The sequence below is a fragment of the Psychrobacter sp. UBA6739 genome (genome assembly GCF_002453835.1).
GTDB lineage: Bacteria > Pseudomonadota > Gammaproteobacteria > Pseudomonadales > Moraxellaceae > Psychrobacter > Psychrobacter immobilis_A.
The window spans coordinates 89,368-105,899 of sequence record NZ_DKHR01000058.1; the positions used below are offsets into that span (position 1 = coordinate 89,368).

Sequence of the window (16,532 nt, forward strand, 5' to 3'; positions counted from 1 at the left end):
CATCATTTTGTATTGATACTTTATATCGATGTTTTATATTGATATTTTGAGAGATTTTTTAGCCCTCTTACCTGATACACTGAATACGCCAGTAGATAACCAGCTAATTAAAAACTGCACCGCTACATCTGATAAAAATTCATTAGCGGCACTATTATTAAACAAGATGACGACGCACTTATCTTATTAAGAAGTGCGTGGTTGTCTAAAATGCAACATCGATGTATGACTACTTTATAAGCATACATTCATAAGCGTTTTACGGTAAGCAGGATGGCTAAAATCAGGAGACATCCATGCAGCGTATTACTTATCGTGTGAAAGTATCTGCGCAAGGGGCTAGACGCCGTATTTCTTATTTACTGCGTCCATCTAAACGCCTACCGAACACTAAAAGTAACATCGTTTCATCCGTTACCCCGACGACATCGAGTCGTTTTTCTAGAACCAAAAAGCTGGCGCAAGTTTCTAGTATCGCCCTTCTCTCTTTACCTGCTGAGAGTCTGACGACGATGCGTGCGCCAGTGCCAGCCTATGATAACGTCATGCTAGAAAGCACGTTAACCATCGCTGCCGTCCCCGGTGACAGCACTTATTTTGCGACTGACGGTTTTCAACATGGCTTTGGTTTTGATTTGGTACGTACTTATGCTGACGAGCTTGGCGTTGATATCGACCTAAAAGCGTATGCCAATGAAGAAACTGCCCTAAAGGCGCTAAGGTCAGGCGAGGTAGACATGGCATTGACAACAGCCAGTACACAGTTAAAGAGCAAGTTTAACTTATCGTCTATCAATATCAGTTGCGGCTATGACGCCAGCTTAACAAAGAATGGTTTACATCCAAAAGTCAGTTGGACGTTCAATTCATCCAGTGACCCATTATCACAAAAAGCCAGTTACTTTTTATGTGACAGCATTAAGCTGAAAAACACACAAAAACTTGCTGCCTTTTACAATCAAAACTTGCTAAAAGACGCCTATAGCCAAGATCATTTCCAAAAAACGTTGACCGAAAAACTGCCTGATTATCAATCGTCTTTTGAAGAGCAAGCACGCAATTATAATCATGATTGGGAATTATTGGTGGCCATGGGTTACCAAGAATCACACCTTGATGCCAATGCCGTATCGCCAACGGGCGTGCGTGGGCTTATGATGTTGACCAATAATACAGCCAAAGCAATGGGGGTCTCAGATCGCGTCGATCCCTACCAAAGTATCGGCGGCGGCGCGCGTTATTTAGAGCAAATGAAAGATGACTTTGCTGATGTGCCAAAGACAGATCGTATTTGGTTTGCGCTGGCTGGCTACAACATGGGACCAAATGCAGTAAAGAGTATTCAGCGTAAACTGCGAGATCAAGGTATTGATGATAAAAGCTGGGCGAACGTTTATGCGTACTTAGCTGACAATAAAGCTGCCAATAGTCGTTATGGCCAAGCCATGCATTATGTTAGCAATATTAGAAGTTATCTTGAAACTATTAAAACTCAAACCGTCTAGTTGATAAATATTATTAGATATTTTGAGAATTGAATGTCACAGATAAAAAAAGCTGCTCTTATAAAGAGCAGCTTTTTGTGCAGAATGATCTGTCTTAATCGTATCTACTTGGCTATTATTTCACTAAGCCACTTACTGTTAACGATTAGGCACGGTCAAGCGCTGACCACGCTGTAGCATCGTATCCGCCGCGATATTATTCATTTCAGCCAATTCTTGCGTAGAGACGCCATATTTACGTGCTAAGCCAATCAAACTGTCTCCTGACCCAACGGTGTAGCTCACTGTGAGCTTTGGTACTTTAAGCGTTTGTCCACGCTGTAATTGGGCATTGGTCGCGAGATCGTTGGTGGCAGCCAAATCGTCTATCGAAACACCAAATTGACGTGCCAAAGCAATCAAGCCATCACCGGATTTAACTTTATAGCTCTCGGTGTTGCCCAATTTTTTGCCACTGCTCGCTGTGCTAGTCGCGGCAGTGCTACTAGCCGAACTACTGCTTTGATTATTGCTACTAGAGGTCGCTACAACGCTACCACTGGCAGGAATCGTAATCGTACGACCGAGTATCAAATTAGAGTTGGTTTTCAGGTTGTTCGCTGTTGCCAAGTCACTAAGACCGATATTATAACGTTGAGCCACGCCTGTTAACGTATCGCCAGATTTTACTTTATAACTGACAGTTTTATCATTTAGCTGACGATCAACCAATTCTTTAGACACGGGTACTTTGATGGTTTGACCACGTTGTAAGCGTGCTTTTGCATCAAAGTTGCTATTCACCGCCGCAAGCTCAGCTGGACTGATACCCACGCTATTGGCAATGCCAATCAAAGTATCGCCAGATTTTACTTTGTAATTGGTGGTTGCTACCGAACTTGAGCTACTGTTACGGCTACTAGAGCTTGAGGTGTTTGCTGCATCGAAATCGACACTTGCAGGTACTTTTAGCGTTTGACCAACATATAGTGAGCTTGTAGTGCTCATATTGTTGAGGCTGGCAAGTGTATCAGTTGAAACATTGAACTGACGTGCGAGAGCAATCAAGCCATCGCCAGCTTTTACTTTATAGTTCTTAGTAGCCGTAGTTGACTTACTTGGCTTGGTCGAGGGAGCGGCAGGTGTGGTCACTGGCGCAGTTACCTTACCTGGTATCAGCCATAGCTTCTGACCGCGTAGTAGATCCGCTCTACTACTCAAATTATTGTAGGTTGCCAACTGAGTCACCGATAGACCAAAGCGGTTAGCAGTACCAATCAGCGTATCGCCACTTTGTACTACATAGCTCTCTGGTTGGCTTGCTGCGGTATTGTTAGCTGTGCTCAACGGTTCGATGGTTTTTGCATTGTATAAGTATAAAGTACTGCCTGATAACAGCTTAGAGCTGGCATCTATTTGATTCCATTCAGCAATATCGCGCCAACTGACACCCGCACGGCTGGCAATATTAGATAAGGTATCGCCACGCTTGACAGTATAAGTGGTACGTGCACCTTGGGGTTTTGGCTTGCTTACTGATGTTTTTGCAAAGCTAAGCTTTTTCTCTTCGCCACTGGCTTCTAGAATAGACTGCTGTGTCTGTACTGCGGATAAATTAATATTACCATCAGCATTGATCACATTGGTTTCAGGCGTGTTACTGCGAATTTGATTGGCAATAAAATCACGCTCTTCTTTGCTCAGTGGTGGTTCTTGAACAATCGTATTATTCTGTGTAATTTGAGCAGAGGTGGTCGGTAAACTGTTGCTGCTTTTTAGCTCAGCATTGATCTTGTTGGTTTCTGCCGTGCTCAATGGTGGCTCAGTCCGCACCGAGGCATTATTACTGTAGACAGAGCTGCTAGTAGGTGTGGCTGACGGTGATATATAACTGGTCGTTTGCTGCGGCACACTAGCGCTTGCAGCATAATCAGCCAAGGCGCTACCTGTCGATGGTAATGAGGAGCCAGTATAGGGTTTGTTATTATAGCTTGGCGTCGTGGTCGTGCTACTTGGTATGCTTGTATTACTCGATGCCAGTATATTGCCCGTACCATTGCCTCTCAATGAGCTCAATTTAACATCGGTATTAAGACTCACATCATTAGGAATAATAATACGCTGGGGACCAGAAGAATCAACACGCCCTGACGTTAAGGCCGTATTTAACCTTTCTAATTCATCGTAGCTCACGCCTGTCATTTGCGCAACTTCAGCTAAGCTCACGCCATAATTCACTGGCACACTACGGAAATGCTGACGGTTGGCGATGGCTGGCAAGTAGACACCATATTGCTCAGGCTTGGCAACAATTTCTGCTACCGCCAAGAAACGCGGCACGTAGTTCATCGTTTCAGTAGGCAATCTCAGAGACCAATAATCTGTCGGTAAACCCTGAGCTCTATTAGCATCGATGGCCTTTTGCACGCGACCAGGACCGGCATTATAAGCGGCTAATGCTAACTCCCAACTGCCAAACTGGTTATGTAGTGCGGTCAAAAAGTCATAAGCGGCGCGAGTTGATTCGATAACATCACGGCGACCATCATAGGTACTGCTTTGATTCAAACCATAAATACGACCCGTACTTGGAATGAACTGCCATAAGCCTGCTGCTGCCGCACTACTGGTACCACTTGGATCATAAGAGCTCTCAATGACAGGTAACAAAGCAAGCTCTGTCGGGATATTACGACGCTCAGCTTCTCGTACAGTGTGATAGATATAGCGACTGGCACGTGCAGTTAAACGGTTTAAATAGTCTTGTCGACTGGTAAACCAGCTTTTTTGCCCTTCAATACGCTGATTATAAGTCGGCTGACCGCCATTCATACGATAGCCAGCACGTAAGCGACTCCATAAATCACCATACTGCTGAATAGCAAGTTTGTTGCCTTCCACCATAGTCATGTCAGTGGCTTCGAGTAAATCGGCTAACTCATCCAAACTATCTGCATCTAAATATGCCGTTGAATAGTCCGTACTGCTGCTTGCTGCAGGCGCTTTAGTAGCTGGACGTTTAGTAATAATAGATGAGCTATTGGTCGCACCCTTTTTTACCGCTGACGTATTGCTACAAGCACTGATAAGTAGAGTTGATACCGCAAGCGTCAATGGCAACGCAATAAATGAGCGAGATTTTGATAGCACAGTAGACATGATATTGGAAGTTTCCTAACGACAGAAAGTGATAAGATAAAGTTGCTTGCTAGTATAGTATGCAATGTGAAGCAAAGACCAGTCTAATATAAAAAGATAATCATCATAAGTTGAGTTAATTTTTAGACCTCTCACGAAATGCAATCAATCATTTAATTATTCAACATTGTGAATCTGTATGGCTATTTATGATGGAATACTTAGCTTTCGAAGAGCCTAATTAATGCACTATGTTTTTTGATTACCCACTGATCAATACGCTTCTTAATCAATGCTGATCAATTAACACCTAATTGTTGATAATGCCTAATTGCTGACTAGCTAGTACTGAGTTATTGGTCGAGTAACGATTAATTAATCGTTACTTGTGATACGGCACGTAGCAGCACCGCATTACCAGTCGATAACGTCAGCGTCACTCTTGAAGTGGTGACAAATGAGACATTTTTACCATCTTTTACCCAGCTCTCATTGGTCGTTACATTGGCTTTGGCCTGATCGCCCGTAATAACGATATTATCCACAGAAATATCATAACGATAATTAGAGGTATTATTCCAACTATTTTGCAACAACTTCAAATAAGCATCTTTATCTAAACTGGTAGACTTACCTTTTCTAGATAATGAAATCAGTGCATCGTCAGATACAAGACGGGCGACCTGATTGACATTTTGGCTATTCGCTGATGACTTCATTGCTGCTATATAGTTCTGCACCAAAGCTTCGGTCATGGCTGCCGCTTGCGCACTGATACTCACAGTACTTACAACGGTCACTACCGCCGCCACGCTGGCACTTTTTAGCAATAATGCCAAAAGCCCTTTTCCCCATAATCGTTTCATCATAATCCTTAGCAATGCTGTTATCGTTGTTGCCATCTTTTGATGACTAACGTTTTTTATTGATTAAATATAGTAGTCGCTTATTACTCATTAACATCATAATAAATGAAGCGAGCACTGGTTAGCATGTGCCCTCTTCGTTTTCGTTTTCGTTTTCGTTTTACTTGTAAAAAATATCTGTTTAATTTAATCATCACCTACTTATTAATGATGACAGCGTACTTTTACCATAGAGTGAGACTATCATTCAATTCTCACAGCTATGTGACACCCTGTGTAATTATTGCGAATACTAAAATACCAACCATATGGCACAATTATTTCTGAAAATATGAGTCACTGCCCATCGCTGTAATAAATACAAGATATATTAACTGAGCCGCTTACGCAGTACACGACTCAGTTTTTGCTCCAGTTTTGATTCGCTTTCTGTCAATCTAATCTCAATTTAATAAGCCAAACTGAAGCTTACTTAGCGTCCGTACTATTATCTTCGTATTGTTGTTCATCATCACTAAGCTTCATACCCAATCGCTCTACTCGTCTGTCCATCATTTGTCGAGCCAGGGCTTGCATATCTTCGACGCGGTCTATTTCATCCACAATCTCAAGTCCCAATAGCGTCTCAAACACATCTTCTAAAGTAACCAAACCTTTGACTTCGCCATACTCACCGACTGTAATCGCAATATGAATACGGTTTTTTAGCATCAGCTCTAACAAATCAAACAGTTTCATTTTTGAAAAAACAAAAGTAATGTCACGTTTAAACTGAGTCAATGGCTTGTGCATCGCATGATTTACTTTGGCTAATAACATGTCTGTTTTTAATACAAAACCTGTGATGTTATCTAAGTCACCATCATAAATTGGCAGTCGTGAAAACGTCAATTTTGGGCGATCGACCAACAATTCAGCGACTGTTTTGTTTTCTTCAAACGCCAGCATCACCGAACGCGGGGTCATGATATCTTCGACTTTAATCGCACCAAATGCCAGCAAATTGCGAATAATGCGCGATTCTAATGGGTCAATCTGTCCTGACTCTTCACCGATACTGGCAAGTGCCGCAAATTCACGACGACTGAATGCTTGGGGTTCTTTGCCACGTACTAGCAATTTGGTTAACTTTTCTGATATCCAAATAAGTGGATACAACAGCAGAATAATGCCTCGAACGAAATAAGCGACCATACCGCTTAGTTGACGCCAGTACAGTGTCCCAAGCGTTTTTGGAATAATTTCAGATAAAAACAAAATCGCCAAGGTCATAATGGCAGAAAACAGTCCAAACCATGCACTACCAAACACAATCGTAGCTTGGGCACCAGCACCGATAGAACCTAATGTATGAGCCACTGTATTCAAAGTCAAAATAGCCGCTAATGACTGATCGATGTTATCAACCTTTAAGCGTCTTAGCATATTTGCTTTTTTCGGATTGCTTTCTTGAACATCAGCGATATAAGACGGCGTCATGCTCAGTAATGCAGACTCAGCCAATGAACAGACAAACGAGATACCGATGGCGACAACCACAAAAAGTATGAGTAATAGCACACTGATCGCGGTAGGCTCTGCTAAAGCATCAGCGGCAAAAGCTGGATATGGCAATAGCAGCATCGCCGTCAGCGCTGATAACCCAGCAATTGAATTGGTACGACGAAGACGCTTTGAATAGCGTGATGTCGGAGGAGGTTTAGCAGACGCTTCTTTACAAGCGCGCGGACGACACAAACGAGGTACAGACATAAAAGTGGTAAACAAGTTAGGTAACCTAAACAGAAAAAAAGTAAAAGGGATAATAATATAATGAGCAAACGATACTAAATCGTTAAAGGCTAACAACAAAACAGACATGATTAATTAGCTATTAGTTATCTGCTAAAACGATGGTAACTCGCTGCTCAAAACTGATTTAGCAGCAGATAATAGGATCTATTATATACTAATAAACCGTGTGCTAAATGCAGGGAATTATTGCCATTTGATAGTAGCATTGATGATGCCATTTCACAATAAGACGCTATTGTTAAGTCTTTGTTTTTTGGTATCCTTGACCATACCTTTTGCTACGCTACTACTACCTAGCATCCATTCGCTGCTTGAATTTTGTTATACTCTCAGCGTTTTGGCGTCACTTATATGAGGTGGCAAAAATATCGCCGCAAAAAGTAATGACCGCTAGCATGCCATTACCTTAAGAAAAACATACTCAGCCTATGATTAACAGTTACCAAGTCTGGGATTTTTTGTTACTATGCGTTTAATTTTATTATTATCTATGACTTACTGAGAGAAATTATGTTGTTATTTATTCAAGCTGCCCATGCTGCACCAGAAGCTGCTGGTGCGATGTCACTATTTAGTCAAATACTATTGCCTGTTGCTTTTTTTGCGATTTTTTACTTCTTAGTGATTCGTCCACAGTCTAAGCGCACCAAAGAACATCGTGCCATGGTCAATGCATTGACTGTCGGTAGCGAAATCATTTTTGCTGGTGGTTTGATGGGTCGCATCAAAGCCATTGAAGGTGACTATGCTGTGGTCAGCCTAAACAATAATACTGATGTCAAAGTACAACGTGCTTCTGTTATTTCAGTGTTACCTGCTGGCACAATCGAAAGCGTTTAATGATTGAAATATTAGTCGCGTTTTATTAATGATTACTAATCTGTCATTAATAAATATAGTTATTAATACAGTGCCAAAGAATGACCGTACCTTATTTACGGTCATTTTTCGCTATAGAGCAATGATGTAAAAACAGTCTCATAGAGTATAGACAATTTATGTTTATGCTTTTGACCATGCTGTCTTTATTGATTTTATCAGTGATATTTTGCTGACTATATATTTTTGATGACTATATAAAGATACGTCTGTATTATTTGCTCTACTGTTTTACTATCATCGCGGATGATCGCAATGGTGCATGATGACGACTGCTAGATACAGCACTCAACCATTGCTATCGCTAACTTCCCATCTGCTAACTTGTGGCCTACGTCGCCAGTCGTTTATCAACCTAAAGAAGTGATTATGCAATATCCCGCTTGGAAATACTTACTTATTGCCGTCGTGCTAATCATTGCCGGTCTATATGCTGCTCCTAACCTCTATCCTGATGAACCTGCCGTGCAAATTACAAGCGCCGCTGCAGGTACACAGCTGTCTGAAGGTATCTTGACTGAGTCTCAAAGCTTGCTTGAAGAGGCTGGCATCAATAACCACGATGGAACGTTTGAGGGCAACAGTGCACTGGTACGTCTTGACAATCCAGTCGATCAGCTCAAAGCTCAGGAAGTACTGCGTCAAAACTTGGGCGAAGACTATGTCGTCGCGCTTAACTTGGCGCAAACGACGCCGCAGTGGCTACGTGATATCGGGGCAAAACCGATGAAGCTCGGCCTTGATTTACGTGGCGGTGTACGTTTTGTACTAGAAGTCGATATGGACAAGGCGCTTGAACAGCGTTTGACCAGTGCCAGTCGTGACATGCGTCGCGAGCTACGTGCTGAGCGAATTGCGATCAAAGGCATTAAGACAGAAGATCGAAGTGTGGTATTACATTTCGCTGATACAGATGCTCGTAACCGTGCACAGAATGTTCTGCAAGGCTCAATGGGCAATACGTTTAGCTTGCAATCCTCTATTGATGAGCAAGGTCCTGCGCTGATTTTAGCGTACAATGATGCAACGCTTGATGAAATCAATAGCTATGCGGTTAATCAGAACTTGACCACCCTTCGCAATCGTATTGCTGAACTTGGTGTGACTGAAGCTTTAGTACAGTCTCAAGGTGCTAGCCGTATCGTCGTCGAGCTTCCTGGTGTACAAGATACTGCTGAGGCAAAACGTGTCTTAGGGCGCACTGCAAACCTTGAGTTCCGTATGGTTGCTGAAGACAGCGAAAACTATACGGGCGGCATCCCTCCAGCGGGTACCGAAGCTTTCCCGTTTGAGACGCTTGATGGTCCGCCGGTACTGCTTGAACGTCAAGCGATTGTCACGGGTGATAAAGTCACTAATGCTCAAACTGGTGTGGATGAAAGCGGCTCTCCTGAAGTCAGCATTACTTTAGATAGTGCTGGTGGTAAGCTCATGCAAAATGCCACTCGTACCGCCGTTGGCAAACAGATGGCTGTATTGTTCATCGAAAACAAGCAAAGAATCACTTACGAAGAAGATCCAGAAACTGGCGAAACTGGCGAAGTTAGAACGCCTTATGCTGAAACCAAAGTCATTAACCGTGCCAATATTCAAGCGGTCCTTGGCTCCTCTTTCCGTATTACTGGGCTAGATAGTAGCGCGGAAGCTGCCGAGCTTGCACTACTGCTACGCTCAGGCGCACTTGCCGCACCGATGTACTTTGTAGAAGAACGCACTATTGGCCCATCATTAGGTCAAGACAATATTGATAAAGGTCTATTCTCTACGCAAGTCGGTTATCTATTAGTGTTTGCGTTTATGATTATCTTCTATCGTCTATTTGGCGTGATTGCCAACGTGGCGCTGGCCGTGAACGTTATTATCATCATTGCTATTATGTCAATCTTAGGCTCTTCACTTACCTTGCCTGGTATTGCTGGTATCGTTTTGACCATCGGTATGGCCGTCGATGCCAATGTACTGATCTTTGAGCGAATACGTGAAGAGCTAGCAAACGGGGTACGGCCCAAATCCGCCATCGTGGCAGGTTTTGATCGAGCCTTTAGTAGTATTTTCGATGCCAACATCACCACCCTATTGATTGCTTTTATTCTATTTGCAATTGGCACGGGTCCGATTAAAGGCTTTGCGGTTACATTGGCTATTGGTATTGTCAGCTCACTATTTACCGCTATTATGGTGACACGTGCGCTGGTACAGATTGCTTATGGTAAGCGTAAATCTATCAAACGTTTGAGCATCGGTTAGGAGAACATTATGACGATTGATAAGAACAATCCTTTAGAACAGCAGAATAATCCAGATCGAGATGGTTCAAGTGGCTCAAATGTTGAGGCAAGCACACACCGCCGTAAAAAACCACGCCGTGATGGGAAAGGTAGTAATACCAAAGCCAATAACCCAACTACCGCTAAATCAAAAAAAGACAAAGCTCTGAGCAGTGGTAAGGATGCGGGTAAAGGCAGTCAAGCACTGTCAGCCAATCCTGAGATAGAATCGGGTGATGCCGCTGATGACGCTGCTGCAATCGCTGAAGGCGGTATCAAAGCCGTTGGCAACCAGCGTATTATTCCGTTTATGAAGATAGAAAAGCCAATGGCACTTTTATCTCTATTGATGGTTATTGGTAGTATCATTGCAATTGCAGTAAACGGTCTAAACTTAGGACTTGATTTTACGGGTGGTGTGTCCGCAGATGTGCGTTACGAGCAGCCTGTTGAGCAAGTTGAAGTCGTACAAGCATTGGCCGATAATGGCTTTGATGATGCCGTGGTACAGTATCTTGGTACGCGAGAAGAACTCCTCGTACGCTTGCCACCACAGTCTGATAACGTAGACGGCCTAAATAGTAGCCTGACTAAAGCATTAACCCTGCCTAATAATAATGTTGAAATCAGTAACGTTAATATTATTGGCAGCCAAGTTGGTAATGAAATTTATCTAAACTCAGTCATGTCACTGGTATTAGCATTGGTCTGTATGTTGGGCTATGTTGCCTTACGTTTCCAATTTAAACTCGCTCTTGGTGCGGTATTATCGCTGTTTCATGATGCTATCGTGACCATTGGTGTTTTTGCCTTATTTGGCTTTCCTTTCGACTTAACCGTCTTGGCGGCCGTCTTGGCACTGGTTGGTTATTCTATCAATGATACAATTGTTGTGTATGACCGTATTCGTGAGAATTTTCGTCGTGTCCGTGGTATCACACCTCGCCAGACCGTTGACCTGTCTTTGACCGAAACGTTGCGCCGTACCATTATGACCATTTCCACTGTTTTACTGGTTGTACTTGCCATGCTATTCTTAGGCGGCGATGGACTGTTCTGGTTCTCAGTAGCGCTCTTCATTGGTCTGCTTGCCGGTACTTACTCATCAACGTATATTGCAAGCTCGATTCCATTACGTATGGGTCTATCACGCGATGACTTTATTGTGAAAGTAAAACCTGAGTTTGAAGAAGAAATTGTCACTTTCAATGATCCAAAAATGTTTGAACAAGACAATGCTTAATAAATTTTATACTTTCTAAAGCTAATCGCTAGCTAAGATAGTATTTAAGCAAGCATCAAAAAAAGCACCTGACTCGTGAATAATGAGTCTAGGTGCTTTTGTCTTTGTAGCTATTTTTGCCTTGAATATCACACTTGCTAGAGCTAACTCCATTTAAAACAGAGTCAAGGCAACAAAGTACAAATATATAAGTCATACTTCAAGTAAGGTTAATGCCGTAATGCCTTTATAGTGAATTGACTATACGGTAATGTCATAGCGTTAATGACATTAACTCTGTCCTTCTTGTTTTTCATCGATAAACGAGCCAAAAATGTCAATGACCACCTCGCCACCTAGTGCTATGCCACCGATTGATACTCGCTATACACGTATCATTGCTATTGCGTTGCCCGTTTTATTAGCCAACCTAGCAATGCCACTACAAAGCGTCATCGATACCGCGATCGTGGGTAATATGAATGACACGGCTAAACTTGCCGGGATGGGCTTGGCGATACAATTATTGTCTTTATTGCTCGTGAGTTTTAACTTTTTACAATATGCCTCGTCTGGGCTATCGGCTCAAGCGCTAGGACAATCGCTCAATCATGTTGATAATTCTACTCATACCACAAAGTTGTTAACCCCAACCCCATCACCCCTACTATCAATCTTGCAACGTGCCTTGTTATTAGCATTTATTATTGGCGCCATTCTGTTACTGGCAAAACCTTGGTTGATAGATTTTGGCTTGCAAGCTCTATCTGCCAACCCCGACAGTGGGCAAGCGGCAAAGACTTATTTGGATGTACGCTTTTGGGGCGTCATCGCTGAGCTAATGAACTTTGCCTTTATTGGTTGGTTTGCTGGTCAAGGTAAGACTCGCTACATGCTTTACCAGCAAGGCTTTATCGCCATGCTGAATATCGTTCTGACCTTGTTTTTTGTCTACGGGATGCAGATGGGCTTGGTTGGGGTGGCGTTAGGAACCACTATTGCCTTTTGGCTGGGCGTGATATTAGCGTTGTGGCTCAGCCGTCAGCATTTGCAAATATCTTGGCAAGCCTTATTCACTGCCGACAAGCAACATTTTTCTAAAGAAAAAATGCTTAGGCTATTTTCATTAAATAAAGATATTTTTATCCGTACTCTGATCTTGACGTTGAGTTTCGCTTGGATTACCCGCTTGTCGGCTCAAAGTGGTGACGTCATCCTAGCCGCCAATGCTATTTTGCTTCAAGTATTAAGTATCTCAGCCTTTGCTCTTGATGGCGTGGCGGTATCGGCTGAGACGTTAAGCGGTCAAGCAGCAGGACGACGGGATTGGCCACGTTTTCGTATTATCGTCAAGCGCACCGGTATCGTCAGTTATGGCCTAGCGATAATGTTAAGTGCAATATGGTGGCTGGCAATGCCAACATATTTGCAATTCATGACAAATATCGATTCCGTTTTTACGCTGGCATATGAGTACCACCTTTGTGCGGTATTACTACCTCTCGTTGGCGTTGGTGCCTATTGGCTAGATGGTATATTTTTTGGCTTAACTGCCGGTAATGTGATTCGTAACGCAGCTTTGATACTCGCCGCTATCTTTTTTCCACTCAGCTGGGTGCTCTACCAACAGTGGGATATGACTGGTATTTGGCTAAGCGTGTGGTGTTTGTTATTACTTCGGCTGATTATTTTGGGTGGCTTCTTGTACCGGGCTCATCAAACAGCCAGCTATGAAAAGCTCCAGCCGACTGTGTAATGTTCTTTAGATCAAGTATGTTCTTGCTAGGATACTTTTGCTACTACTCGGGCTTGTCTTCATTTTAAAACCAGTTTTCTAACATTAATCTTTCAGAAAAATATTAATAATAACCAAAAAACAGCAAAAATTAGGATGTCATGTGACTACTCATTCAAAAGAATTACATCAACAGCATGAGACCAGCTACGACTGGGCAGCGGGGTTCAAAAAAAGCCTACCTGTGGCGATGGGCTATTTACCTGCGGGTATCGCCTTTGGTGTGCTGGCACAAGTTGCCGGTATCCCTGTATGGGCAACGATTATGCTGAGTGTTGTACTGTATGCGGGCGCCGCTCAATATGCTTGTTTGCCGATGCTGAGCGCTGGTTTACCGATTGGTAGCATCGCAACCAATATTGCCGCTATTAATTTACGTCATGTATTTTATGGTATGCCATTATTGCAATACCTACCAGAACATAAGCTTGCCAAAACCTATTGCCTATTTGCCCTGACTGATGAAACTTTCTCTGTTATGACCAGTTTACCCAATGAGTCAAGACAAGCGTTGATACTACCATTGAGCTTATTTAATCAAAGCTGGTGGGTACTAGCGAGCACTATTGGTATCATGATCGGCAGTACTCTGAGCGATTTGGTACCACATTTGGATTTTGCCTTAGTCTGTCTGTTTGCGATCTTAGCTTATGAGCAGTTCCAAAGTATCAAACGTTATTTCCCGATTGCTATTGCTGTCATTTCTTTAGCGGTGGCCTCCTTATTTACTAGCAATTGGTTATTATTGGTGGCAATCACCATTTGTATGCTATTGATTTTAGCTCGTGGGTTTTGGACGCAGCGTAATATAACGGGAGCCAACAATGACCAGTAGTTACCTTATTTTTGCAACTTTTGCGATGGCCGCCGTGACCTTTATCACCCGCGCGCTACCCGCCTTAATACCCAGAAAGTTGTTAGACACACCTTGGCTGCATCGACTCAATGAGAGCTTGCCACTATCAGTCATGGTATTGCTTATTTTAACCAGCCTTTCTTATCAAAATTTATCAGCAACGACTGGGCTAAATAACGCTGAACTGCATTTATTGATGGCACAAATTGGTGCCCTTATTTTGGTGTTGTTCGTTTATCATATCAGCCGTCAATTATTGGTCAGTATGGTCGTTGGCATCGCCGCCATTAATGGCTTGCTATGGGTATTTACTAATTTTTTAAGTGGATACTAGAAAATTGATAAATATGTGAATGGGTAACAGCTTCTATAGTCAAGGAATTTTAGAATCGCTACAAGGCGACCGACCACAGATAGTACACTGAGTACATCTAGGGCGGGTAACACCGTAGCGGTTTAAAAGTGCTCTGACTATAGTTCATATGAATAATTTTAAACCCTGTAATTGAACTATATTTAAAATAAAAAAAGGCTGGATTCTTATGAGAATCCAGCCTTTTACTTTCTAACAGTGCTGCAAAAAACTGATACTTTTAAGAAATTGATAGCTTAAAGCTCTTCGACGCCCATCATATCAACTGGGGTATCAGCCACTATCTGTACGCCTTTTTTGCCTGTCTTAGCAGTGTCATTGCGTTGCTCTTGTAGATGCTCAAGATACGCTTCATTGATCTGCCCAGTGATGTAGCAACCATTAAATACGGCACAATCAAAACCTTCAACTTTGCTGTACTTGGTATCTTTTACTGCATCAATCAAGTCGTCCAAATCTTGGAAAATCAATCTATCAGCACCGATGATATCGCGTACTTCTTCTACCGTATGACCTGAGGCAATAAGCTCACTGCGTACTGGCATATCGATACCATAGACATTTGGATATTTAACTGGTGGCGCGGCGCTAGCAAAAAATACTTTATTCGCGCCAGCATCGCGTGCCATTTGGATGATTTCATGGCAAGTGGTACCACGAACGATAGAATCATCAACCAACAGTACGTTTTTACCTTTGAACTCAAGTGGTACGGCGCTGAGTTTTTGACGAACTGATTTTTTACGTTGTTGTTGACCTGGCATGATAAAGGTACGACCGATATAGCGGTTTTTCATAAACCCTTCACGGTACTTAATATTCATTTTTAGTGCCAGCTCCATCGCTGACGTACGCGAGGTATCCGGAATAGGAATCACCACATCGATATCGTGATCTTCACCCCATTCAGCAAGGATTTTATCAGCCAGCTTTTCACCCATACGTAAGCGTGCTTTGTAAACTGAGATGTTATCCATGATAGAATCTGGACGGGCAAAATACACATATTCAAAGATACAAGGCGTGTATTCTTGCTGCTTAACACACTGATGGGTATGTAATTTATGATCTAAATCAATGAATATGGCTTCGCCAGGTTTGACATCACGGATAATACTAAATCCTGATCCTGTCAGTGCAACTGACTCTGAGGCAACCATGTACTCGGTGCCGCCATTCGGTGCCATGCGCTTACCGAAAATAAGCGGACGAATACCGTTTGGATCACGAAATGCGAGCAAACCATGACCAGTAATCAAAGCGACCACACCATAAGCGCCTTCGACGCGACCATATACAGCCGTGACTGCTTCAAAAATATCAGCAGGCGTTGCTTTGGTTTTACCCAAGTTTTGCATTTCATGGGCAAGTACGTTTAGCAATACTTCTGAATCTGAATCGGTATTAAGATGTCGGCGATCTTCGATGTATAAAGACTTGGCTAAACTCTCAGCATTGGTCAAGTTACCATTGTGTGCAAGGGTAATACCATAAGGTGAGTTGACATAAAATGGTTGAGCTTCGGCACTGCTTGACGTGCCTGCTGTTGGATAACGCACATGACCAATACCAAACTTACCAACCAATTTCATCATATGACGATTCATAAATACGTCACGCACCATGCCATTTTCTTTACGTAGATAGAGTCGTCCATCTTGCAAAGTGACAATACCTGCTGCATCTTGCCCACGATGCTGTAGCATCGTCAAACCGTCATAAAGAATCTGATTGACTGGTTCGTGAGCTGCAACTCCAATGACTCCACACATAATAGCTATATCCTATTTTGACTCATTAATTAGTACTACAATAGTGGCAAGACTGCTAACAGTAGATTATCAAAAATGCGTACTGT

General features: G+C 42.7%; 11 protein-coding genes. 7 read left to right on the plus strand and 4 right to left on the minus strand.

Annotated features, from left to right (window positions below):
* Positions 1-296: 296 nt before the first annotated feature.
* Complete coding sequence (locus B2575_RS12560) at positions 297-1,505, plus strand: transglycosylase SLT domain-containing protein (protein ID WP_296242426.1); 1,209 nt, start codon at positions 297-299, stop codon at positions 1,503-1,505.
* Positions 1,506-1,643: 138 nt separating this feature from the next.
* On the opposite strand, the gene B2575_RS12565 is transcribed toward B2575_RS12560, so the two are convergent.
* The 3 genes from B2575_RS12565 to B2575_RS12575 all read right to left on the minus strand — a co-directional run bounded on the left by B2575_RS12565 (position 1,644) and on the right by B2575_RS12575 (position 7,240).
* A complete protein-coding gene (locus tag B2575_RS12565; RefSeq protein ID WP_198330995.1) occupies positions 1,644-4,643 on the minus strand; it encodes a LysM peptidoglycan-binding domain-containing protein in 3,000 nt (999 codons plus the stop codon).
* 350 nt (positions 4,644-4,993) lie between these two features.
* Complete coding sequence (locus B2575_RS12570; protein WP_060490899.1) at positions 4,994-5,488, minus strand: nuclear transport factor 2 family protein; 495 nt, start codon at positions 5,486-5,488, stop codon at positions 4,994-4,996.
* A 468-nt stretch (positions 5,489-5,956) separates the two neighbouring features.
* Positions 5,957-7,240, minus strand: coding sequence for a CNNM domain-containing protein (locus tag B2575_RS12575; RefSeq protein ID WP_296242462.1), 1,284 nt, complete (start codon positions 7,238-7,240; stop codon positions 5,957-5,959).
* 552 nt (positions 7,241-7,792) lie between these two features.
* Between B2575_RS12575 and yajC the strand changes: the two genes are divergently transcribed.
* From yajC to B2575_RS12605, 6 genes are all read left to right on the plus strand, one after another.
* Complete coding sequence (gene yajC / locus B2575_RS12580) at positions 7,793-8,122, plus strand: preprotein translocase subunit YajC (protein WP_045446152.1); 330 nt, start codon at positions 7,793-7,795, stop codon at positions 8,120-8,122.
* Positions 8,123-8,530: 408 nt separating this feature from the next.
* Positions 8,531-10,408: a protein translocase subunit SecD gene (secD, locus tag B2575_RS12585; protein WP_296242429.1), complete on the plus strand. Its 1,878-nt coding sequence runs from the start codon at positions 8,531-8,533 to the stop codon at positions 10,406-10,408.
* Positions 10,409-10,417: 9 nt separating this feature from the next.
* Positions 10,418-11,671, plus strand: coding sequence for a protein translocase subunit SecF (secF, locus tag B2575_RS12590; RefSeq protein WP_296242431.1), 1,254 nt, complete (start codon positions 10,418-10,420; stop codon positions 11,669-11,671).
* A 313-nt stretch (positions 11,672-11,984) separates the two neighbouring features.
* On the plus strand, positions 11,985-13,406 hold the full coding sequence (locus B2575_RS12595) for an MATE family efflux transporter (protein ID WP_414707441.1): 1,422 nt from the start codon (positions 11,985-11,987) through the stop codon (positions 13,404-13,406).
* Between the two features lie 142 nt (positions 13,407-13,548).
* Positions 13,549-14,280: an AzlC family ABC transporter permease gene (locus B2575_RS12600; RefSeq protein ID WP_296242433.1), complete on the plus strand. Its 732-nt coding sequence runs from the start codon at positions 13,549-13,551 to the stop codon at positions 14,278-14,280.
* Complete coding sequence (locus tag B2575_RS12605) at positions 14,270-14,635, plus strand: AzlD domain-containing protein (protein WP_045452206.1); 366 nt, start codon at positions 14,270-14,272, stop codon at positions 14,633-14,635. The genes B2575_RS12600 and B2575_RS12605 overlap by 11 nt, the downstream gene beginning before the upstream one ends.
* Before the next feature lie 275 nt (positions 14,636-14,910).
* Here the strand turns inward: B2575_RS12605 and purF are convergent, their stop codons facing one another.
* Positions 14,911-16,446 carry an amidophosphoribosyltransferase gene (gene purF / locus B2575_RS12610; protein ID WP_296242435.1) on the minus strand — a complete coding sequence of 512 codons (1,536 nt, stop codon included), beginning with the start codon at positions 16,444-16,446 and terminating at the stop codon, positions 14,911-14,913.
* Between the last annotated feature and the right edge of the window lie 86 nt (positions 16,447-16,532).

Excerpts from the sequence above, each read along its gene's own strand:
- secF (WP_296242431.1), top strand. The coding sequence starts at position 10,418 with ATGACGATTGATAAGAACAATCCTTTAGAACAGCAGAATAATCCAGAT.
- secD (WP_296242429.1), top strand. The coding sequence starts at position 8,531 with ATGCAATATCCCGCTTGGAAATACTTACTTATTGCCGTCGTGCTAATC.
- B2575_RS12605 (WP_045452206.1), top strand. The coding sequence starts at position 14,270 with ATGACCAGTAGTTACCTTATTTTTGCAACTTTTGCGATGGCCGCCGTG.
- B2575_RS12575 (WP_296242462.1), bottom strand. The coding sequence starts at position 7,240 with ATGTCTGTACCTCGTTTGTGTCGTCCGCGCGCTTGTAAAGAAGCGTCT.
- B2575_RS12565 (WP_198330995.1), bottom strand. The coding sequence starts at position 4,643 with ATGTCTACTGTGCTATCAAAATCTCGCTCATTTATTGCGTTGCCATTG.
- B2575_RS12595 (WP_414707441.1), top strand. The coding sequence starts at position 11,985 with ATGTCAATGACCACCTCGCCACCTAGTGCTATGCCACCGATTGATACT.
- yajC (WP_045446152.1), top strand. The coding sequence starts at position 7,793 with ATGTTGTTATTTATTCAAGCTGCCCATGCTGCACCAGAAGCTGCTGGT.
- B2575_RS12560 (WP_296242426.1), top strand. The coding sequence starts at position 297 with ATGCAGCGTATTACTTATCGTGTGAAAGTATCTGCGCAAGGGGCTAGA.
- purF (WP_296242435.1), bottom strand. The coding sequence starts at position 16,446 with ATGTGTGGAGTCATTGGAGTTGCAGCTCACGAACCAGTCAATCAGATT.
- B2575_RS12570 (WP_060490899.1), bottom strand. The coding sequence starts at position 5,488 with ATGAAACGATTATGGGGAAAAGGGCTTTTGGCATTATTGCTAAAAAGT.